The 20,845-nt window shown below is 68.9% G+C and carries 18 protein-coding genes and 4 tRNA genes; 8 read left to right on the top strand and 14 right to left on the bottom strand.

The features are described from left to right. The first annotated feature begins 55 nt into the window (after nucleotides 1–55). Nucleotides 56–1,207 (top strand): SLC13 family permease, encoded by a 1,152-nt coding sequence (locus tag MTE01_RS07790; RefSeq protein ID WP_103209462.1) that lies wholly within the window; start codon nucleotides 56–58, stop codon nucleotides 1,205–1,207. 4 nt (nucleotides 1,208–1,211) lie between these two features. Here MTE01_RS07790 and MTE01_RS07785 read toward each other — a convergent pair whose 3' ends face one another. The 6 genes from MTE01_RS07785 to MTE01_RS07760 form a co-directional block, all read right to left on the bottom strand. Beyond that, nucleotides 1,212–1,604, bottom strand: a complete 393-nt coding sequence (locus MTE01_RS07785; RefSeq protein ID WP_141376675.1) for a TIGR03618 family F420-dependent PPOX class oxidoreductase — start codon at nucleotides 1,602–1,604, stop codon at nucleotides 1,212–1,214. Nucleotides 1,605–1,644: 40 nt separating this feature from the next. Next, the gene (locus MTE01_RS07780) at nucleotides 1,645–2,028 is read right to left on the bottom strand and encodes a DUF7882 family protein (RefSeq protein ID WP_141376673.1); all 384 of its coding nucleotides are present in this window, start codon (nucleotides 2,026–2,028) and stop codon (nucleotides 1,645–1,647) included. Between the two features lie 187 nt (nucleotides 2,029–2,215). Further along, nucleotides 2,216–4,015: a PPOX class F420-dependent oxidoreductase gene (locus MTE01_RS07775; RefSeq protein ID WP_218026339.1), complete on the bottom strand. Its 1,800-nt coding sequence runs from the start codon at nucleotides 4,013–4,015 to the stop codon at nucleotides 2,216–2,218. Nucleotides 4,016–4,519: 504 nt separating this feature from the next. Beyond that, nucleotides 4,520–4,594, bottom strand: a tRNA-Val gene (locus MTE01_RS07770). 27 nt (nucleotides 4,595–4,621) lie between these two features. Then, nucleotides 4,622–4,692 (bottom strand) — tRNA-Cys (locus tag MTE01_RS07765). Between the two features lie 66 nt (nucleotides 4,693–4,758). Beyond that, nucleotides 4,759–4,831, bottom strand: a tRNA-Gly gene (locus MTE01_RS07760). A gap of 152 nt (nucleotides 4,832–4,983) precedes the next feature. Here MTE01_RS07760 and MTE01_RS07755 point away from each other — a divergent pair. After that, nucleotides 4,984–5,056: transfer RNA gene (locus tag MTE01_RS07755), tRNA-Val, on the top strand. Nucleotides 5,057–5,427: 371 nt separating this feature from the next. On the opposite strand, the gene MTE01_RS07750 is transcribed toward MTE01_RS07755, so the two are convergent. The 6 genes from MTE01_RS07750 to zapE all read right to left on the bottom strand — a co-directional run bounded on the left by MTE01_RS07750 (nucleotide 5,428) and on the right by zapE (nucleotide 10,577). After that, complete coding sequence (locus MTE01_RS07750; RefSeq protein WP_141376671.1) at nucleotides 5,428–6,684, bottom strand: hypothetical protein; 1,257 nt, start codon at nucleotides 6,682–6,684, stop codon at nucleotides 5,428–5,430. Continuing rightward, nucleotides 6,684–7,004, bottom strand: a complete 321-nt coding sequence (locus tag MTE01_RS07745; protein WP_103209447.1) for a type VII secretion target — start codon at nucleotides 7,002–7,004, stop codon at nucleotides 6,684–6,686. Before MTE01_RS07745 ends, MTE01_RS07750 begins: the two co-directional genes overlap by 1 nt. Further along, the gene (locus MTE01_RS07740; protein ID WP_103209445.1) at nucleotides 6,994–7,374 is read right to left on the bottom strand and encodes a YbaB/EbfC family nucleoid-associated protein; all 381 of its coding nucleotides are present in this window, start codon (nucleotides 7,372–7,374) and stop codon (nucleotides 6,994–6,996) included. Before MTE01_RS07740 ends, MTE01_RS07745 begins: the two co-directional genes overlap by 11 nt. Before the next feature lie 127 nt (nucleotides 7,375–7,501). Beyond that, a complete protein-coding gene (locus tag MTE01_RS07735) occupies nucleotides 7,502–8,026 on the bottom strand; it encodes a type II toxin-antitoxin system PemK/MazF family toxin (protein ID WP_103209442.1) in 525 nt (174 codons plus the stop codon). A gap of 73 nt (nucleotides 8,027–8,099) precedes the next feature. Then, a complete protein-coding gene (locus MTE01_RS07730) occupies nucleotides 8,100–9,374 on the bottom strand; it encodes an ammonium transporter (protein ID WP_094734472.1) in 1,275 nt (424 codons plus the stop codon). A 165-nt stretch (nucleotides 9,375–9,539) separates the two neighbouring features. Then, nucleotides 9,540–10,577, bottom strand: coding sequence for a cell division protein ZapE (zapE, locus tag MTE01_RS07725; protein ID WP_103209440.1), 1,038 nt, complete (start codon nucleotides 10,575–10,577; stop codon nucleotides 9,540–9,542). A gap of 118 nt (nucleotides 10,578–10,695) precedes the next feature. On the opposite strand from zapE, the gene MTE01_RS07720 reads away from it, so the two are divergent. Beyond that, nucleotides 10,696–11,598, top strand: a complete 903-nt coding sequence (locus MTE01_RS07720; RefSeq protein ID WP_103209437.1) for a sulfurtransferase — start codon at nucleotides 10,696–10,698, stop codon at nucleotides 11,596–11,598. 34 nt (nucleotides 11,599–11,632) lie between these two features. Then, a complete protein-coding gene (locus tag MTE01_RS07715; protein WP_103209434.1) occupies nucleotides 11,633–12,073 on the top strand; it encodes a SufE family protein in 441 nt (146 codons plus the stop codon). A 34-nt stretch (nucleotides 12,074–12,107) separates the two neighbouring features. Here the strand turns inward: MTE01_RS07715 and MTE01_RS07710 are convergent, their stop codons facing one another. Next, nucleotides 12,108–13,313 carry an alpha/beta hydrolase family protein gene (locus MTE01_RS07710; protein WP_103209432.1) on the bottom strand — a complete coding sequence of 402 codons (1,206 nt, stop codon included), beginning with the start codon at nucleotides 13,311–13,313 and terminating at the stop codon, nucleotides 12,108–12,110. A 25-nt stretch (nucleotides 13,314–13,338) separates the two neighbouring features. Here MTE01_RS07710 and MTE01_RS07705 point away from each other — a divergent pair, with 25 nt between their 5' ends. The 4 genes from MTE01_RS07705 to MTE01_RS07690 all read left to right on the top strand — a co-directional run bounded on the left by MTE01_RS07705 (nucleotide 13,339) and on the right by MTE01_RS07690 (nucleotide 18,533). Next, nucleotides 13,339–13,929, top strand: a complete 591-nt coding sequence (locus MTE01_RS07705; RefSeq protein ID WP_170210645.1) for a DUF3000 domain-containing protein — start codon at nucleotides 13,339–13,341, stop codon at nucleotides 13,927–13,929. After that, nucleotides 13,922–15,118 (top strand): ribonuclease D, encoded by a 1,197-nt coding sequence (locus MTE01_RS07700; RefSeq protein WP_116239780.1) that lies wholly within the window; start codon nucleotides 13,922–13,924, stop codon nucleotides 15,116–15,118. The genes MTE01_RS07705 and MTE01_RS07700 overlap by 8 nt, the downstream gene beginning before the upstream one ends. Before the next feature lie 71 nt (nucleotides 15,119–15,189). Further along, nucleotides 15,190–16,398, top strand: coding sequence for a thiolase family protein (locus tag MTE01_RS07695; RefSeq protein WP_103209424.1), 1,209 nt, complete (start codon nucleotides 15,190–15,192; stop codon nucleotides 16,396–16,398). Then, nucleotides 16,395–18,533 carry a 3-hydroxyacyl-CoA dehydrogenase NAD-binding domain-containing protein gene (locus tag MTE01_RS07690; protein WP_103209422.1) on the top strand — a complete coding sequence of 713 codons (2,139 nt, stop codon included), beginning with the start codon at nucleotides 16,395–16,397 and terminating at the stop codon, nucleotides 18,531–18,533. The genes MTE01_RS07695 and MTE01_RS07690 overlap by 4 nt, the downstream gene beginning before the upstream one ends. Nucleotides 18,534–18,868: 335 nt before the next feature. Here the strand turns inward: MTE01_RS07690 and dxs are convergent, their stop codons facing one another. Next, on the bottom strand, nucleotides 18,869–20,818 hold the full coding sequence (gene dxs / locus MTE01_RS07685) for a 1-deoxy-D-xylulose-5-phosphate synthase (RefSeq protein ID WP_141376668.1): 1,950 nt from the start codon (nucleotides 20,816–20,818) through the stop codon (nucleotides 18,869–18,871). Nucleotides 20,819–20,845: the final 27 nt, after the last annotated feature.

Here is a 20,845-nt window from a genome sequence, read left to right as displayed (position 1 = left end):
AGGCTACCCGGCGGGCGTGGTCTCGACCGCACGCGACGTGCCCCATAGTGGAGCGGTGACTTTGGCCATCATCGGCGGCGTGCTCTGGGTCCTCGGGATCATCGCGCTGCTCACCGGCGTCTTCCCCGCCGACGCCGCTCTCGCCGTCGCCGACCGCGTCTGGCCCATCCTGCTGTTCGTCGTGGCGGTGACGATCGTCGCCGAGCTGGCATCCAAAGCGGGGCTCTTCGACGTCGTGGCCGCCCGCCTGGCCACGCTCGCTCGTGGGCGAACCGCGTTGCTGTGGGTGCTCGTGGTGGCGCTGGCGACAGTGGCGACGGCGTTTCTCTCGCTCGACACGACCGCGGTGCTGCTCACTCCCGTGGTGGTGTCGATGGCCGTGGCTCGCCGGCTCGATCCGCTCCCGTTCGCGTTCGTCACCGTCGTGCTCGCCAACACCGCCTCGCTGGTGCTTCCGGTGTCGAACCTCACCAACCTGCTGGCATCCGAGGCGCTCGGGGGCGGTCACGACCCCGTCGCCTTCCTCACGCTGCTGGGCCCGTCGGCGCTCATCGCCATCGCGGTGTCGGTCATCGTGCTCACGCTCGTGTTCCTGCGGCGCCTGCCCAAGACGTACCCGAATGCGGCCTCCCCCGAGATCTCGGACCGCCTCCTGCTGCGTGTCGCGGCGGTCGTGACCTTCGCCCTGCTACCCCTGCTGGTCGTCGGACTCGAACCCTGGATGCCGGCCACAGCCGCCGCCGTCGTCCTCGTCGCCGCGTTCGCCTGGCGCGCGCCGCGGGCCCTCGGCATCCGTCTCGTGCCCTGGTCGTTGCTGGTCTTCGCGGGCGGCCTGTTCCTGGCCGTCGGGGCCCTCGAAGCCCTCGGGATCGGACGGATCACCGCGGTGCTCGCCGGTTCCGGTGACGACCTGGTGTCGCTCTGGCAGCTGGCGGGCGTCGGCGCCCTCGCGGCGAACGGCATCAACAACCTGCCCGCCTACCTCGCGCTCGAGTCGGCGGCCGGCTCCCCCGCGCGCCTCGCCGCGCTGCTGATCGGAGTGAATGCGGGGCCGATCGTGACGCCGTGGGCGTCGCTGGCGACCCTGCTGTGGCACGACCGCCTGGTCGCCGCGGGCATCGAGGTGCGGTGGAGCCGGTTCGTCCTGCTCGGTGCGGTGATCGCGCCGTTGATCCTGTTCCTCGGGGTGCTGCCGCTCGTCTGGTGAGCTTTCAGTCGTCGTACGTTCGCGACCAGGCCTTGTGGGGCTCGATGAACCACACAGCCAGTCCCGTGCGCAGGCCGTAGTCTTCGCCGGTGTACAGCCGAGAGATCCGGTCGACGTACGGCAGGGCCGCGTCGCCGTCGATCCGCTCCACGGCCACTCCCCGCACGAACGCCATCGAGTAGTTGTTGTCGGTCGCCGTGACCGAGATGGCGACGCGCGGATCGCGCTGGAGGTTCCGGTCCTTCAGGGTGTCGACCTCGGTGAACAGCATGAGGCGTTCGCCGTCCACGCCGACCCAGAGCGGGATCGAGTGCGGAGACCCGTCGCGCATCAGCGTCGCGAGGTGCGCGACGGCGTCGGTCTCGAAGTACGGCTTGGTGGTGGTCCAGTCGCTCATACGCGATGCAACCGCAGAGGTGCCGGCATCCATTCCCTCCTCAGTCGCGGGGGGATCGGGGAGCCTGGTCGTTCGGAACCTCGCTGAAGATCATCTCTTCGCCTCGGGTGCTCTCGCGACGGACGAACTCGTCGGGCTCGGTCACGACGTAGAGTCCGCGGCCGGAGTTGGCGTTGTGCGTCAGCGCGTGCAACCACGCCGTGCTGAGCTGCGGGGTTCGGCTGCCGTGGAACTTGAACACCAGGGACACGTGCGGATGGATGTAGACCGTCGTGCGTCCCCCGCCGGTGCTGATGTCGTCTTTCCACGTGAACGGGAAACTCTCACCGCGGCGGACCTTGGCCATGATGACGGCCTGCAGATGCGCGAGCAGCCGGTCTTCGAAATCGACCTTGATGTTGCCGTCGTAAATGAACTTGCCCATATCTCGCTCCCGTCACCGCCGCCTGCGGTCCGGCGCCTCTCGGCGAGAAGGGGAACGCGGGGCCCGGGGCGGCAACCGCTGTCTGTCTGCACGCTCTCGTGAAACCCCCTTGCGCGCAAACCTCCTCGCCGAGGACTGCGGTTTCGGGACATCAGTGCGCGCACAGGGGACGAGCGGATGCCGTGGATCAGGCGCTGCGCGCGATGCGGATGATGACGCGGTCACCGGGCTTGCGCTGAATCCGCCGCACGAGTGCCTCGACGCCGAGGATCGCGCGGTACTGAAAGCCGTACTTGCGCTTGAGAGCGGCGTCTGCGCGGGCGTCGTCGGAGGCGGGTCCGGCGATGCGTCCCTCGGCCTCGACCCGGATGGCATCCGGTTCCACTGTGCCCATGCGGCTGCAGGGCTGCAGCGTGACGCGGGAGTCGTTGCGCAGGCGCTTGACCTTGCCCGTCGAGCGCTCGCTCGTGACGACCAGTTCGTCTCCGTCGCGCGCGATCCAGACGGGAACGGACACGAGGGCACCGTTGCGGCGATACGTGCCGAGAGAAACGAACGGCGAGGCGGCGATCTCTCGCCATTGGGCGTCGGGGACGGTCATGCTGTCACCGTAATGCGTGGGGGTGTCCGTGGCGGTGGGTTGCGCATCGGGCCCGCCCCGGTCTCCGTACAGGTCGAGGACATCGGGAACGGATGCCATGTTCCCGATGCGTCCGTGCGCGAAGTCGCCCCAGAGGGCGCGGATGCTCCTTCCGACGGCGGCGAGCTCGTCGGCTCGTGCTCCCTCGTACGGAGGGAGGTGTGCGCCTATCGCCTCGGTACCGAACACGAACGGCACCTCGATCGCGTGGGACGCACGGTAGATGTCGTTCGCGCGCCAGCGGAAGACGTACCGCAGCACCGTCCCCCCGGCGCGGCGGTAGTCGCGGGCGAGGCGGCGGGCCGGGCGAGCGTAGACGATGACGTTCATGGCCGTATCGAGGGCGGTCGACACGAGCGCGTACAACGTCGGGAAGGAGCGTAGGCCGTCGAGGACCGAGATGACGGGCAGGAAGAGTCGGGTCTCTTCGGCGGTCACGCCGATGAGCAGAGGGATGCCGGCAGCCCGCTCGAGCCACCGCTCGGTGATCTCGCTCTCGGAGGGGAGCGGGTCGTGACCCGGCTGCGGCGCGAACGGCATGAGAGAGAAGCGTCCGAAGCCGCGGGAGGCCCGCATCGCGTCCCCCTGGAGGCGCGCGAGCTCGCTCACCGGAGTGGTCGGCGTCAGCCCCGCGGATGCCGCGCTCATCGCCGCCGTGAGCGCGGCGCGACCGCCCATGGTGCCCATGGGTGCGCTCTGCACGATGGCGCGCGAGAACAGACCGCGGGCCCGATCGATGGCCATGAGGTGCAGGATCGCGTCCGCTCCGGCGGACTGCCCGAATGCCGTCACACGGGCGGGGTCTCCGCCGAAGGCGGCGATGTTGCGCTGCACCCATTCGAGGGCAGCGAGCTGATCGAGCAGGCCGAGGTTCGCCGGCCGCCCCGCGCCGTCGCCGAGATAACCGAGAACGCCGAGGCGGTACGTGACCGTCACGACGATGACGCGCTGTTCGTGAGCGAGGACGGCGGGGTCGTACACCGGGAGGTCGCCCGCGCCGCTGGTGTACCCGCCCCCGTGGATCCACACCATGACGGGGAGCGGGGCGTCGCGTTCGTGTCGATCCGCCGGCACGGTGACGGAAAGGTGCTGGCAGTCTTCGCGGAGCGGGAGTCCACCCGTCTGATCGCCGAGCGCGTCGATCAGCGGTGTCGGGGCTTGGGGCGACGCCGGCGAGGGCTCGAGCGCCTCGAGAACGTCGTTCGCGGCTCTGTCCTCGAGTGCCTCCGGCCGCCCGAAGCGCTCCGCGCGCGCATAGGGGATGCCGCGCGCCCGCAGCACCGAGCCATCACGGCACCCGCGGATCGGACCTGACGGGGTGGAGAAGAGGGGGGATTCACTGGTCACGGAGGCCTCGCTTCCTGCGCCGTCGGGGACGGTGGCGAACTCCTTCGGCGGCGGCCGAGGGGCGTGTGGTCACGATACTGAGCGTCGGCCATGCGCCCGCTGTGCGTGCTGCGCCTGAAGCGCAGGCTGAGCGCAAGATCAGCGCAAGGACACCGCAAGAATCCATCGGACGTGTCCCCCAAACGGTGGACACGTCGTAGTGTCGTCTTGTCCCCGCCGCCAGGCACTCCGCAGCCCCCCTTTCTGGCGGCGGGGGCGACCACTCTCCCGGACGACTCCCCGCCTGACCGGCTCGGGAAAGCGTCGATCGGCGCAGCGCCTGATCTCCGGGCGCGTGACACCGACGTGTCCGTCAGTGAGCCGTCGCGCGACAGTCGTCCGATCGTTCTCCGCCACGAGGGTCGCCGCGGCATACCGCCCGGCACGTGGCATTCATTCCGCCGGCCGGGTCGTGGGCTGCATCCGTAAACGACGAAACCCCCGGCGAACCGGGGGCTTCTCAGGTGGTGCGCGATACTGGGATCGAACCAGTGACCTCTTCCGTGTCAGGGAAGCGCGCTACCGCTGCGCCAATCGCGCCTATACAGGCTGTTCTATTGTGAGGCGAGGTGGCGACGGGATTCGAACCCGTGTAAACGGCTTTGCAGGCCGGTGCCTAGCCGCTCGGCCACGCCACCGTGATGTGGTTCGACCCACGTGTCGTGATGCTCCGTCGGTTTCCCAGACGGAGATCCCTCCACTCGAGCGGATGACGAGACTCGAACTCGCGACCCCAACCTTGGCAAGGTTGTGCGCTACCAACTGCGCTACATCCGCATTTCGTTCCCGGGGCTTGCCCCGAGCACTCGTAAGACATTACCCGATCTGAGCGCGCGCGCAAAACCAGGCGCGCCCCGCGCGTGTCTGCCGACCCTGGTTCGAAGTACCTCTCGGTATCCGGTACGATCGATGAGTCCCGTTCGGGATGAGGGCGATTGGCGCAGTTGGTAGCGCGCTTCCTTCACACGGAAGAGGTCGTCGGTTCGAGTCCGGCATCGCCCACAGTTTCACCCCCGGTTCGCCGGGGGTTTTCTGTTTCTTCGCCGGTCTGCCTCCGGCGTCGCGTTTATCGCGCCACTTTCAGCAGTGAGTCGCCGGCGTCAGGACCGGACAAGAGCTGGTCGGCACCCCCTCGACCCCAACCCCGCACGACTGAGCTCTTCGATGCGTACGTCGTCGCCGCGGTTGCCCGCCTTCTCCCCACCCCTCCACCCGCAGCGCAACCGCCGGACCCGACACGCCGACTCGCCCCGCGACGATCCGCGCCGGCCCGAGCGGCTGTTCGATGTTCCTGCCGACCGGCGCCCTCCGTGGTAACGCCCCGGCACCCGGCCGTCGTGAGGCCGGACGCCGGGGCGTCGTCGAATCGCGGGTCAATCGTCTTCGATCACCACGCGAAGATCACGACGGCGCTGACCGAGCTTCTGTCGGCTTCCCGCCCCTGCTCCGTGCTGGGTGCCGGCGCCTGCCATCGGAGGGCGCAGACCGCCGGGCCCGGTACCCTGCGCGGACGACAGGGAGGTGGCGGCCATGGCCGCTCCCCCGGTGGTCCCGCCGATGAGCGCGCCAGTGTTTCCGCCGTGCGCACCGGCGAAGGTCTTGGCATCGAGCCCGGTCAGCCCACCGAGCGAGCCGCCCGCGCCGGCGGACCCGCCGAGGGAGGCCTGGCCGATGACCGCCCCATCGGGCGTGGGGGCCCCGGAGAGCGCCCCGGAGCCGCTGAGGTGGAAGTCCGCCGAGGCGTGCTCGCCCGAGACGGTGAAGGGGCGGTAGACGACCCCGTCGGCACGCTGACCCTTGACGGTGAGGTCGTGGGCGGCGCTGTTTCCGTAGCGGGTGGCATCTGACGCGTCGACGACGGCCCCCGAATCGATACGGATGGTCTGGGCGCTGCTCTGCAGGGCTGCCGCGGTCGTGGTCGACGTGCGGTCGAAGACACCGCGGAGCTGCTGCACGAGCCCGGTGAGGGCCTTGACCGATCCGAGCACGGCCCGCAGAGGGCGAACGACCTTGTTCACCATCTCGTTGACCTTCATCACGACGCGCGCGATGGCGTATCCCATGCCGAGACCGAACGAGGCGGCGACGACTGCCATGGCCTCGATCGCGGTGGCGACAACCTTGGAGATCGCCGACTTGACGACGCCCTGCATTTTGGTCACCAGGGTGGAGGCGGAGGTGAGTCCGCTCGCCGCGGCCTCGGCCCATTCACCAGCCGCGCCGAGGTGCTTCGCCGCGTCCGTGGCGAACCGCATGTACGCGGTGATGCTGCCGCCGGTCATGCCATCGAGGTCGCTCAAGCGGCGGGTGAGGTCGGCGCCTGCTTGGCGCATCGATGACCCGGCAGAGACCCACTGCGATGCGACGGAGGCGACGTTGGAGGCGCTGCCGGCGAGCTGATCGAGCCAGGTGCTGAGGGGCTTGAGGTGCTCCATGACCCACCCGAGACCACACGCGGTCAATGTGCCGATGGGATCGGTGAGCGCGGCGGCCGCATCGCCCAGGGTGTCGAGGAACGCCATTCCTCCGTCGAGCCAGTTGCCGCTCTTGACGGCCTCGGCGAGGGCGCGGCCCGACTCGATGACGCGGCTGCCGGAGAAGGTGGTGCCGGGGGCGACGACGGTACTCATCACACCCCCATCGCAGACTCGAGGGACCGGATGGTCGCGATGGTGTCGCTTTCAAACTGCTCCCATTGGTCGGCGGTCTGCCGCAACTCGCCGGCGGTGCGCATGAGCAGTGACTGGTCCTCGCCGAGGAGACCGGTGGCGGCTGCCGACAACGCGAGTCCCGGCGGAACGAGGAACGCGCACAAGAGCCCGAAGGCTTCGGGAAGCAGGTTGCCGCCGCGAAGGACGGAGAGCGCCGATCCGACGTCGCCCACGAGGGAATCGACGAATGCGGCGTGCTGTCGGAGTCGATCGAAGTCGACGGCGATGTCATCGGCCATGAAGAGTCCTCTCGGGTGAGGCGGGTTCGGTGTCGCGTAGTTGCGCGACGATGGGATCGTCGGCGCCGAGGAGCTCGCTCACCGCGCGGAGCGTGCTCTCGCGGGCATCGACCTCGGCTTGACGGATGGTCGAGAGGATCTCGGCGGACAGTCGCTGGGCGCCGCGTGCCAGGGCCGCCTCACTCAGCCGCAGATCGACGACCCGGCCGCCCGAGTCCACCTGGGCGATGACGTCGCGACCGCGGGAGCGACCGGTGCCGCGCACGGAAGCGACCGTCGCCTCGAAGACCGGCATCTGAGCGGCGCGCATCTCGGCACGACGAACGTCGGCTTCGACCTGAGCGAATGACTCTTCGGGATCCAACGGCACGGCAGAAATTTATCGACCTGGTTGTCGAGAACGAACGGTTCCCGGCAAGAAAACCCGGTAGATGAGAGGAATCTCACGTAGCTCTCACGAAGAGTTCCCCGTTCGGTGCGGCAATGAGCGCAGAGCGTCAGCCGCGCGACCAGCCGTAGCGCGCGGCGAGAGCGGCGGCGATCACGTCGAACCGCGCGCGGTCCAAGGCCGCTGCCTCCCGGCGCATCCCCGCGTCGTGGACGAGATAGAGCTGTTCGACGTCGATCCACGAGGGCCGACGCTGAGGGTCCCACTCCCCCGTCCCCAGCGACACGTACTGGCGGTCGCCGTCGTGCGGCTTACTGGTGAGTCTCACGGCGTAGGAGCGGGTGGCATCCGCTCGACCGAGGATGAGGACCGGCCGGTCCTTGCCCCGCCCGTCACGCTCCTCATACGGAACCCACGTCCAGACGATCTCGCCCCCGTCGGGGGCGTTGTCGCGTTTCGGCGCGTACGACAGGGTGAGGTGCCGCGGCGGATCGATCTCGACGGTCTCGCTCCCGCGAGGACCGGACGGACGCGCGGTCGGCGCGGCGGGAGCGGAATGACGAGCGGGCGGAGCCGTCGGCGTCGACCGAAACATGCCCAGTACGGCGGAAAGCAGACGAGAGGCGGTTCCCATTCCCCCACCCTAGGCACGACGAACGGGGCGCCACCGACGAATCGGTGACGCCCCGTTCGGGGTGAAGCGGGTGTCAGCCGCGAACGTCGGAGAGCACGTAGCCCTCTTCGCCGTGCACGACGGTGTCGATACCGGCGATCTCGTCTTCGTTCTTCACGCGGAAGCCGATGGTCTTCTCGATCGCGAAGCCGATGATGAAGGCGAGCACGAAGGAGTAGACCAGGACGGCGAGGGCGGCGATCGCCTGGACGATCAGCTGGTTGAACGAGCCGCTGTAGATGAGGCCGCTCGTGTTGGCGAAGATGCCCAGGTACAGCGTTCCGAGCAGACCACCGACGAGGTGGATGCCGACCACGTCGAGCGAGTCGTCGAAGCCGAGCTTGAACTTGAGCTCGATGGCGAGGGCGCAGACCGCGCCCGCGAGCAGGCCCAGCACGATGGCCCAGATCGGCGTCAGAGCGGCGCAGGCCGGGGTGATCGCGACGAGACCCGCGACGGCACCGGAGGCGGCGCCGACCGAGGTGGGCTTGCCGTCCTTGATCTTCTCGACGATCAGCCACGACAGGAGGGCTGCGGCGGGAGCGGCGATCGTGTTCACGAAGGCCAGGGCGGCGGTGTTGTCGGCGGCGAGCTCGGAACCGGCGTTGAAGCCGAACCAGCCGAACCACAGCAGGCCCGCACCGAGGAGGACGAACGGCGGGTTGTGAGGGACGTGGGCGCCCTTCTGGAAGCCGACGCGCTTACCGAGGACCAGAGCCAGCGCGAGGGCTGCGGCACCGGCGTTGATGTGCACGGCGGTACCGCCGGCGAAGTCGATCGCGCCGACGCCGAAGACGTCCTGCAGACCGTGGGTGATCCAGCCGCCGTAGCTGAAGGAGCCGTCTTCGGCCAGGCCGAAGTTGAAGACCCAGCTGGCGACAGGGAAGTAGACGACCGTGGCCCAGATGCCGGCGAAGATCATCCACGCGCCGAACTTGGCGCGGTCGGCGATCGCACCCGAGACGAGGGCGACGGTGATGATGGCGAAGGTGGCCTGGAAGGCGACGAAGGCGAGCGGCGGGTACGCGGCGCCCTCGGGGGTGGTGAGCACGTTGGCGAGGCCGAAGTCAGCGCCGTCGATGTGCCACGGGGCGTTGGTGACGCCGGCGTCGGTCGCGGGGAACGCGATCGCGTAGCCGTAGAGCACCCACAGGACGCCCATGAGCCCCATCGCGCCGAAGCTCATCATCATCATGCTGATGACGCTCTTGGCCTTGACGAGACCGCCGTAGAAGAACGCGAGTCCTGGCGTCATCAGCAGCACGAGGGCGGCTGCTATCAGGATGAATGCGGTGTTGCCTTGATCCATCTCGGAGGGAACCTCTCTGCAGGGACGCAGGTAAAGCGTCGGGTCCCCTCAGTGTCCACAGCCCCGGTTCCACGACCGTTCGCCCCGTGTTTCGTGGATGTTACAGCCGGGCCGCTCCGGTAAACATCGCGTTTCCTGCGCCCGCGAACCGGCGATGAACTCGCCTCAGGAGTGCGTGAGTGCGACGAGGCGCGAGACTGCGCGCAGGTATTTCTTGCGGTACCCGCCGCCCAGCATCTCGTCGCTGAACACGGTGTTGAGCGGGACGCCCGTGGCGCGGATCGGGATCTGCGCGTCGTATGCGCGATCGACGAAAGCAACCAGGCGCAGAGCCGCCGACTGGTCGTGCAGCACCTCTACCTCGCGCAGGCCGATCACGTCGACCCCGTCGATGAGGCGGATGAAGCGCGAGGGGTGCACGCGCGCGAGGTGGCCGACGAGGTCGAGGAAGGCGTCGTCGGACGCCACCGACCCGGAGGCCGCGGCATCCATCGCCTCTTGATACCCCTCGTCCGACAGGACCTTCGCTTCTCCGTCGATCGCGCGCTGACGGAAATCGGTGCCGTCGATGCGGATCGTGCGGAAACTGTCGGCCATCGACTGGATCTCGCGCAGGAAGTCCTGGGCCGCGAAGCGCCCCTCGCCCAGCGCGTTCGGCGGGGTGTTCGAGGTGGCGGCGAGCCGGGTTCCGGATGCCACCAGCTCGCCGAGCAGGCGCGTCATGACCATCGTGTCGCCCGGGTCGTCGAGCTCGAACTCGTCGATGCAGAGCAGGTCGGAGCCGCGGAACAACTCGACGGCCTTGGCGTAGCCGAGCACACCGACCAGCGCGGTGTACTCGATGAACGAGCCGAAGTATTTCCGGCGAGCCGGCATGGCGTGGTAGATCGCGGCCAGCAGGTGGGTCTTGCCGACGCCGAAGCCGCCGTCGAGGTAGACCCCCGGTTTCGCCGGTGCCACCTTCTCGGCACGGCGGAAGAAGCCGCCCTTCTTGGCCGGAGCCGCCTGCGCGCCGGCGAAGGCCTGGAGCAGCTCTTTTGCTTCCTGCTGCGAGGGGTAGGCGGCATCGGCGCGGTACGACTCGAAGGTCGCCCCGTCGAACTGCGGCGGCGGAACGAGGGCGCTGACCATGTCGGCGCCCGAGACGGCGGGCTCACGCTCGGTGAGGTGGATGAGGCCGGTCGTGGCGGGGGTCGAGGTCATGGCCGTCCTGTGTCCAAGTCTTACGGGGAGGGTGCGTGCTCCATGCCGCGGATCTAGGGTCGATGGTGCGGTGTCCACCCTATGCCGCGCCATCCATCGCCTTGACCGAGGAGTACCCGTGACCGTCGAGTTCGACACCACCTCCCCCAAGTTCGCCGACTACTCCGAGCCCGGCCGGCTCGTGACGGGTGAGTGGCTGGAAGAGCGTCTCGGTCGGGAGGGCCTCGTGATCGTGGAGTCCGACGAAGACGTCTTGCTCTACGAGACGGGCCACATCCCCGGCTCGGTGAAGGTCGACTGGCACACCGAGCTCAACGACCCCGTCGTGCGCGACTACGTCGACGGCGCGGGCTTCGCCGAACTGCTGAGCCGCAAGGGCATCTCGCGAGACGACACGGTGGTCATCTACGGCGATAAGAACAATTGGTGGGCCGCGTACGCCCTGTGGGTGTTCTCGCTGTTCGGGCATGAGGACGTACGTCTGCTCGACGGAGGCCGCGACAAGTGGATCTCCGAGGGGCGTCCGATCACCACCGATAAGACGGTCGTCGAGCCCACCGACTATCCCGTCGTCGAGCGCGACGATTCCGCGCTTCGCGCCTACAAAGACGATGTGCTCGCGCACCTCGGCAACCCGCTGATCGACGTCCGGTCCCCCGAGGAGTACTCGGGTGAGCGCACCACCGCTCCCGCGTACCCCGAAGAGGGCGCTCTCCGAGCCGGTCACATCCCGAGCGCTCAGAGCGTGCCGTGGGGCAAGGCCGTCGCCGACGACGGTGGTTTCAAGACGCGGGAGGAGCTCGACGCGATCTACCGCGACGGCGCGGGCCTGGCCGACGGTGACAAGATCGTGGCGTACTGCCGTATCGGTGAGCGCTCGAGCCACACGTGGTTCGTGCTCAAGCACCTTCTCGGCTTCGACGACGTGCGCAACTACGACGGCTCGTGGACCGAGTGGGGCAGCGCGGTGCGCGTGCCCATCGTCGCGGGTTCGGAGCCCGGCGAGGTCCCCTCGCACTGAGCCCGGTCGACGCGAGCGTGGGAGGATGACGGTGATGTCCGACAACGCCCTCCCCGCCCGCCTCGCCGAGATCCGCGACGAGTTCCTCGAGCTCGACGAGCCCGATCGCCTGCAGCTGCTGTTGGAGTACTCGCAGGAGCTGCCCGAGGTCCCGACGCAGTACGCCGATCACCCCGAGATGCGCGAGCGTGTCGTCGAGTGCCAGTCGCCGGTGTACATCATCGTCACGGTCGACGAGGCCGACCGGGTTGCCATGCACGCCACGGCCCCCGCCGAAGCGCCGACCACGCGCGGCTTCGCGAGCATTCTGTCGCAGGGTCTCACCGGTCTCACCGCCGATGAGGTGCTCGCGGTACCCGACGACTTCCCGCAGAGCATCGGCCTGACGCGCGCCGTGAGCCCGTTGCGCATCGCGGGCATGACCGGCATGCTCATGCGCGCCAAGCGCCAGGTGCGCGCGAAGCGCGACGCCTGATCCTGCCGTCTCGCCGGGATGCCGGCATCCGGAATCACTCCCGGGAGAGGCCCTGTCGGCGCACCCAGTCCCGGATCGCCGTGGTCCACCGCATCTCGTCGTAGTTCCACAGCTTGGTGTGGCGGGCGACCGTGAAGGTCTCCATCGTGACGAGGTCGGGACGCGCTCTCGCGAGCGCGTGCGAGGCGTCGGAGGGGACGAAGCCGTCGTCGTCGCTGTGCAGGATGAGCACCGGATGCCGGAGCTCGGCGGCCCGTGACACGGCGTCGAGGCGATCGAGAGGGATGGGTTCTCCGCTGCGCAGCGCGGTGGCTCCCCAGGTGGAGGCGAGCGTGCGCTCCGCCAGCGCGATCACGGGGCGCGGCAGGCGCATGGCCCGTCCCTGGAAGGTGAGCACCGTGCGCCAGTCCGCCACCGGGGAATCGAGCACGAGCCCGGCGATGACGTCGGTGTGGGGTGATTCCAGGGCGGCCTGAAGCGACAGCGCTCCGCCCATCGACCAGCCCATCAGCAGCACGTGACGCGCTCCCCGTCGGCGGGCGTAGCCGATCGCCGCGTCGACGTCGCGCCACTCCGTCGCGCCGAGGGCGTACGTCCCCGAGGGGCTGCGGGGAGCATCGCCGTCGTTGCGATACGACACCACCAGGCTCGAGATGCCGAGCGCGTGGAACACCGGAACGGCGCGAAGGGTCTCCGACCTCGTCGTTCCGCGACCGTGCACCTGCACCACCCAGACATCGGAGTCGCGCTCGGCGGGGAACTCCCACGCCGGGCAGGCGCCCACACCGGTGTCGATGTCGAGAGAGCGGAACGGGAGCAACAGGTCGTCGGGTTTGTCGAAGTACCACCCGCTGAAGGCCGCCTCGGGGGCGAGATCGCCGTCAGCGGGAACATGTGTGAGGAGCTTGCGGGTGACGGTCGTCCCGTCTTCGCCGACGATCGAGCCCAGTCGCAGATACTCCACTGATCCGACGGTGAAAAGGCCGTAACGCCCGGGCAGCGTCGTGTTCGGCGTGCGCTCGAGGGAGATGGTCTGTGCGGCCGCGTCGAGACGGACGATGCGCGTGTCGGGGCGGCGTCCGGCCGGCCGGACGACCGTTCGCGCCATGCGGAACGAGACGGCTCCCAGGGCCGTGGCGGAGGCGGCGAGGGCCACACCGAGGGCGGAGAGGGTGACCTGCAAACCGGTGGTCGTGCGCTGCGATGCGCGAGAATCCGCGGCGCGCCTGGGAGCGTTCATCGAGGCCTCACTCTAGTCTGTGGCCGTGAGTGACCAGCGCCCGGCGGAGGCCGACAGCCCCTTCGCGCGAGCCGTGGAAGAGCTGCGCGACACGGCATTCCGCGACGACCTGATCGTTCGTCAGATTCCGTCGCCGTCCGGCCTGGCCCCCTTTTCCCTGGCGCTGGCGGGAGACGTGCGGCCCGAGGAGCACGCCACCGATTCACCCTTCGGCACGGGGCGGTTCATCCTGCTGCACGACCCCGAGGAGCCGGAGCCCTGGGGAGGTGCCTGGCGCATCGTCTGCTTCGCGCAGGCCCCCCTCGAGCCGGAGATCGGCGTCGACCCGCTGCTGGCCGAAGTCGCGTGGTCGTGGCTGATCGACGCTCTGGACTCGCGCGGCGCCCAGCGCCACTCCGAATCGGGCACCGCCACCAAGACCCTCTCGACCGGCTTCGGGGCGCTGGCCTCACAGGGCGAGGGGTCGCAGATCGAACTTCGCGCGTCGTGGTCGCCGCGCGGTCCCTTCCGCCCGCACCTCGAGGCGTGGGCGGAGCTCGTGTGCATGCTCGCCGGCCTCCCCCCGGGGTCGGAGGGCGTCGCTGTTCTTGGAGCCCGGAGGCCCACGCGTGGTTGAGTACATCGTCATCGAGGACGCCGAAGGCTTCCTCGCCGCCTGCGAGACCCTGGCCGCGGGGAGCGGTCCCGCCGCGGTCGACGTCGAGCGCGCTTCGGGCTTCCGCTATTCGCAGCGCGCCTATCTCATCCAGGTCTTCCGCCGAGAAGCCGGGGTCTTCCTCTTCGATCCTTCGACGATCGAGGACTTCTCGCCCCTTCAGAACGCCATCGGCCAGGTCGAGTGGGTGTTCCACGCTGCCAGCCAGGACCTTCCGTCGCTGCGCGAGCGGGGACTCGAGCCTCCGCGCATCTTCGACACCGAGCTGGGCTCGCGTCTGCTGGGTCACGAACGCGTCGGCCTCGGCGCGGTCGTCGAACAGACTCTGGGCATCACTCTGGCCAAGGCCCACTCGGCCGCGGACTGGTCGACGCGCCCGCTGCCGGCATCCTGGCTCGAATACGCCGCCCTCGACGTCGAACACCTCATCGACGTCCGCGACGTGCTCGATGCCGAGCTGGCCGAGCAGGGCAAGACGGAGATCGCGCGTCAGGAGTTCCAAGCGGTGCTCGACCGCGAGCCCAAGCCGCCGCGCGACGACCCGTGGCGTCGACTCAGTGGCCTGCACAGCGTGCGCGGCCGCCGGTCGCTCGCCGTGGCACGGTCGCTGTGGCAGGCGCGCGAGGACTACGCCCGCGAGCAGGACGTGGCCCCGGGTCGACTCGTTCCCGATCGCGCCCTCGTCGCGGCCGTGATCGCGGATCCGGCGACCAAGCAGGCGCTCGCGGGCGTCAAAGAGTTCAACGGTCGCGCCAGCCGTACTCAGCTGGACCGCTGGTGGAACGCGATCGTCGCCGGTCGGGAGTCGACGGACCTGCCCGCCGACCGTGTTCCCAGCGACACCCTCCCTCCGCCGCGCGCGTGGGCGGACCGCAATCCCGAGGCCGATCGTCGTCTGAAGAAGGCCCGTCCGGCCGTCGAGGCGCGAGCGGAAGAGCTGCGGATGCCGACCGAGAACCTGCTCACGCCCGAGACCCTCCGTCGGCTGGCCTGGGCTCCGCCGTCCGAGGTCACGGCTGATTCGGTCGGGACGGCTCTCGCCGAGCTCGGAGCGCGGCCGTGGCAGATTGACCAGACCTCACAGGTGATCGCCGATAGCTTTGTAGCTTCCCTCAATGCCGACGAGGACGTGTCTGCCACGGATTCGTAGGTTCGGACAACCGATTCTTCCCACCGAATCGGTCTTCCTAGGCTGGGGTCATCCCAAACTTTGGAGGCAGAGTGGCCGAGATGACGGACGTCTTCTTCGTCGACGGAATGCGCACCCCCTTCGGGCGCGCCGGCGAGAAGGGCATGTACTGGAACACCCGCGCTGATGACCTGGTGGTCAAGGCGATCATCGGGTTGATGGAGCGCAACGGCGACGTGCCGAAGGATCGGATCGACGACGTGGCGATCGCCGCGACCTCGCAGACCGGTGACCAGGGGCTGACCCTCGGACGCACCGCGGCGATCCTTGCGGGTCTGCCGATGACCGTGCCCGGCCTCGCGGTCGAGCGCATGTGCGCGGGCGCCATGACGAGCGTCACCACCATGGGCGCCTCGATCGGCGTCGGAATGTACGACCTCGCCCTCGCCGGCGGTGTCGAGCACATGGGTCGTCACCCCATCGGCGGCAACGTCGACCCCAACCCGCGCTTCGTCGCCGAGAAGCTCGTCGACCCGGGCGCGTTGAACATGGGCGTGACGGCCGAGCGCATCCACGACCGGTTCCCGCACCTCACGAAGGAACGGGCCGACCGCTTCGGCGTGGCGAGCCAGCACAAGGTGCAGGCGGCCTACGACGCCGGCAAGATCCAGCCCGACCTCGTGTCGGTCGCGATCAAGGACGCCGACGGTGCCTGGGGGCTGGCGACCGAGGACGAGGGGCGCCGCCCCGAGACCACGCTAGAGGGCCTCGCGACGCTGAAGACACCGTTCCGTCCGCACGGTCGCGTCACCGCCGGCACGTCGTCGCCCCTGACCGACGGTGCAACGATCAGCCTGCTTGCGGGAAGCGATGCCGTGAAGGAGTTCGGCCTTGCGCCGAAGATGCGCATGGTGTCGTTCGCCTTTGCCGGCGTCGAGCCCGAGATCATGGGCATCGGCCCGATCCCCTCGACCGAGAAGGCCCTCAAGAAGGCCGGACTCACGATCGACGACATCGGCCTGTTCGAGCTGAACGAGGCGTTCGCCATCCAGGTGATCTCGCTCCTCGACCACTTCGGCATCGCCGACGACGATCCGCGCGTGAACCCGTGGGGCGGCGCCATCGCCCTGGGCCACCCGCTCGCGGCATCCGGAGTGCGTCTCATGATCCAGCTGGCCGCGCAGTTCGCCGAGCGTCCCGACGTGCGCTATGGCCTCACCGCCATGTGCGTGGGCCTCGGGCAGGGTGGCTCGGTCATCTGGGAGAACCCGTTCTTCGACGGAAAGAAGAAGCGCAAGTGACCGATTACACCTCGATCGACTTCACGCCCCTCGACGCCCTCACCGCCGACGAGGTGGTGACCCACTCCCCCGTTCGTGACGTGCGCCTGCCCTCGGGCAACGTGCTCGCGCTGATCACGCTCGACAACGGGCGCGACCACACGCGGCCGAACACCCTCGGGCCCGCGACGCTCGCCGAGCTCGGGCGCACGCTCGCGACGCTGAAGGAGCGCGCCGCGAAGGGCGAGATCCACGCCGTCGCGATCACCGGCAAGCAGTACATCCTCGCTGCGGGCGCCGACCTGTCCGACGTGGCGAAGCTCCCCTCGAAAGAGGTCGCGCGCCTCATCGCGCAGCGCGGACACCAGGTGATCGGCTCGTTGTCCGACCTGGGTGTGCCCACGTTCGCGTTCGTGAACGGCCTCGCGCTCGGCGGCGGTCTCGAGATCGCGCTGAACTCGACCTACCGCACCGTCGACGCCTCCGCCGCAGCCGTGGCGCTCCCCGAGGTGTTCCTCGGCATCATTCCGGGCTGGGGCGGCGCCTACCTGCTGCCGAACCTCATCGGCATCGAGAACGCGCTTGAGGTGGTCATCTCGAACCCCCTCAAACAGAACCGCATGCTCAAGCCGAAGCAGGCCTTCGACCTCGGGATCATGGATGCCATCTTCCCGGCGGCCTCGTACCTTGAGGACTCGCTCCGCTGGGCGGACGATGTGCTCACCGGTCGGGTCCGCGTCGAGCGCAAGAACGAGCCCGGCAAGCTCGAGCGTCTGACCAAGTGGCCCATCGCGATCAAGATGGCCCGCGGCATGCTCGAGTCGAAGATCGGCACCGTGCCCCGCTCCCCCTACGTCGCTCTCGACCTGCTCGACAAGGCGAAGAGCGGCACGAAGGCCGAGGGGTTCGCCCGCGAGGACGAGGCTCTCGCCGATCTCATCACCGGCGACCAGTTCGCGGCGTCCATGTACGCCTTCGACCTCGTGCAGAAGCGCGCGAAGCGTCCGGTCGGAGCCCCCGACAAGGCCCTCGCGAAGAGAGTCACGAAGGTCGGCGTCATCGGTGCCGGTCTCATGGCCTCGCAGTTCGCGCTGCTGTTCGTGCGCAAGCTGCGCGTGCCCGTGATCATCACCGACCTCGATCAGGGTCGGGTCGACAAGGGCGTGGCATCCATTCGTGAAGAGATCGGCAAGCTGGAGGCGAAGGGTCGTCTGGACGGCGACACCGCCAATCAGTTGCGCGCCCTCGTGCACGGCACCACCGACCGGTCGGAGTTCGCGGACTGCGACTTCGTGATCGAGGCCGTGTTCGAAGAGGTGGGCGTCAAGCAAGAGGTCTTCTCCGCCATCGAGAAGATCGTCGCCGCCGACGCGATCCTTGCCACCAACACCTCGTCGCTCTCGGTCGCCGAGATCGGTTCGGTGCTGCAGAACCCCGAGCGTCTGGTGGGCTTCCACTTCTTCAACCCCGTCGCTGTCATGCCGCTCATCGAGGTCGTGAAGACGGATGCCACCTCCGACGCGGCGCTGTCGACGGCCTTCGTGGTGGCCAAGGGTCTCGGCAAGAACGCCGTGCTCACCGCCGACGCCCCCGGGTTCGTCGTGAACCGTCTGCTGGCCAAGGTCATGGGTGAGGCGGCGCGAGCGGTGTACGAGGGGACACCGATCGCGGTGGTGGAGAAGGCGTTCGCGCCGCTCGGTCTTCCGATGGGACCGTTCCAGCTCATCGACCTGGTGGGATGGAAGGTCGCCGCGCACGTGCAAGACACGATGGCGCACGCCTTCCCCGACCGATTCTTCTCGTCGGAGAACTTCCACGAGCTCGCCGCCCTCCCCGAGGTCGTCGAGAAGGACAAGGGCGGTCGTGTGACGGGGTGGACCAAGGCGGCTCAGAAGGTGCTCGTCACGGGAAAGACGCCGGTGGCGCCCGAGACGATCCTCGCGCGCGTGCAGAACGGTCTCGCGCAGGAGATCCACATCATGCTCGACGAGGGCGTCGTGCCCGAGGTGCAGGACATCGACCTGTGCCTCATCCTCGGCGCCGGGTGGCCGTTCATCGACGGTGGCGCCTCGCCCTACCTCGACCGTGAGGGGGCATCCCAGCGGGCGTTCGGTGACACGTTCCATCACCCGCCCATCCGGGGCATCGGAGGCTGAGCCCTCGCGTGACGACAGCGGCGCCGTCCCTTCGGGGGCGGCGCCGCCGTCGTGGGCGGAGACACCGGGTCACGAGAACAGGACGGGCGACGAGAACAGGTGAGTGTCGTTCGTTCCGGCCTGTTCCGGGTCCATCCCCTGTTCTGGCGACGCGACGACCGGTGCGTCGCGGCAGGCCGGGGTTGCCACGGGAACACAGGGCAAGCGTCGAGAACAGGTTTCTCGCGCCCGGTTCAGCCTGTTCCTGCGGCATCCCCTGTCCTCGTGACGGGGCGCACACGACGAACGGGCCGGAATCCCCTCATCCCCCCCCCGTTCTCGACCGTGCCGCCGCGTCAGCGGCGCGACTTCTCCCACTCCTCGATCGTGGGGATCGAGCCGGTCGGAGTCTGGCGCGCCATGGGAACGCGGGTCCCGAGCACCTGCGCAACGACGTCGTGAGCGATCTTCGACGCGGTGAGGCCGGCGTCTTCGAGGATCTGCTCACGGGTGGCATGGTCGATGAACTCGTCGGGGATGCCGAGCTCATCGACGGCCGTGTCGACTCCGGCCTCGCGCAGCACCTGACGCACGCGCGTGCCGACGCCGCCCACGCGGATGCCGTCTTCGATGGTGATCACCAGGCGGTGCTCGCGTGCGAGCTCGATCACCGACGGCTGCACGGGGATCGCCCAGCGCGGGTCGATCACCGTTGCGCCGATACCCTGCGCCTCGAGACGCTCGGCGACCTCGAGGGCCAGGTGCACCATCGGGCCGATACCGACCAGCAGCACATCCTCGCTCGCTCCGCGGCTCAGGACGTCGACACCGTCGTGCAGGCGCTCGACGGCCTCGACGTCGGCGTTCACCTTGCCCTTGGGGTATCGAACGACCGTGGGGGCGTCCTCGACGGCCGTGGCCTCGCGGAACTCCTCGCGCAAACGTGCGGCGTCGCGCGGAGCGGCGATCCGGATGCCGGGAACGAGCTGCAGCATCGCCAGATCCCAGATGCCGTGATGACTCGGGCCATCGGGACCGGTGACTCCGGCGCGGTCGAGCACGAAGGTCACGCCGGCCTTGTGCAGGGCGACGTCCATCATGACCTGGTCGAACGCGCGATTCATGAACGTCGCGTAGATCGCGACGACAGGATGCAGCCCGCCGAAGGCGAGACCGGCGGCGGATGCCACGGCGTGCTGCTCGGCGATGCCCACGTCGTACACGCGCTCGGGGAAGCGCTCGGCGAACTGCTGGAGACCGGTGGGGCGCAGCATCGCCGCGGTCATGGCGATGATGTCGTCGCGCTCTCCACCGACCTTCGTCAGCTCCTCGGCGAAGACGTCGGTCCACTGCAGACCACCGCCCGCGCCGATGGCCTCGCCCGTGACGGGGTCGATCTTGCCCACGGCGTGGAACTGATCGGCCTCGTCGCTCATCGCGGGGGCGTAGCCGCTGCCCTTGTCGGTGATGGCGTGCACGATCACGGGGGCACCGTACGACTTGGCGAGCTCGAGCGTCTCGATGAGCGATTCGAAGTCATGCCCGTCGATGGGACCCAGGTACTTGATGTCGAGGTTGCTGTAGAGCGCCTCGTTGTTCGTGAAGCGCGACAGGAAGCCGTGGGTGCCGCCGCGCACGCCGCGGTAGACGGCCCGCGCGGCCGGACCCAGGCGACGGAAGAGCGTGTCGGAGCCGCGGTGCAGCGTGCGGTACGCGTCGTTGGTCCGCACGCGATTGAGGTAACGCGCCATCCCGCCGATGGTCGGCGCATACGATCGCCCGTTGTCGTTCACGACGATGACGAGATTGCGCTCGTTGTCGTCGCTGATGTTGTTGAGTGCTTCCCAGGTCATCCCGCCGGTGAGTGCGCCGTCGCCGACCACGGCGATGACGTGGCGGTCGCGGCGACCGGTGCGGCTGAAAGCCCGCGAGACGCCGTCGGCCCAGCTGAGGGAGCTCGAGGCGTGCGACGACTCGACGACATCGTGCTCGCTCTCGGCACGCTGCGGGTAGCCCGCCAGGCCTCCGCGGGAACGCAGGGCCGTGAAGTCCTGACGGCCGGTGAGCATCTTGTGCACGTACGACTGGTGTCCGGTATCGAAGATGATCGGGTCGGACGGGGAGTCGAAGACCTTGTGGAGAGCGATCGTCAGCTCGACGACGCCGAGGTTCGGGCCGAGGTGCCCGCCCGTGCGGGAGACCTTCTCGATGAGGAATGAGCGGACTTCCGCGGCCAGCTGCCGCAGTTGGTCGGGGGTCAGCCCATCGAGGTCACGGGGACCGTGAATGCCGGGTAGGAGAGCCATCAGACTCCTCTCGTGCGATGCGCGCGG

The organism is Microbacterium testaceum (genome assembly GCF_006539145.1).
Lineage (GTDB): Bacteria > Actinomycetota > Actinomycetes > Actinomycetales > Microbacteriaceae > Microbacterium > Microbacterium testaceum.
The sequence above is the reverse complement of the archived record's forward strand: the minus strand, read 5'-3'. Positions and strand labels throughout refer to the sequence as shown.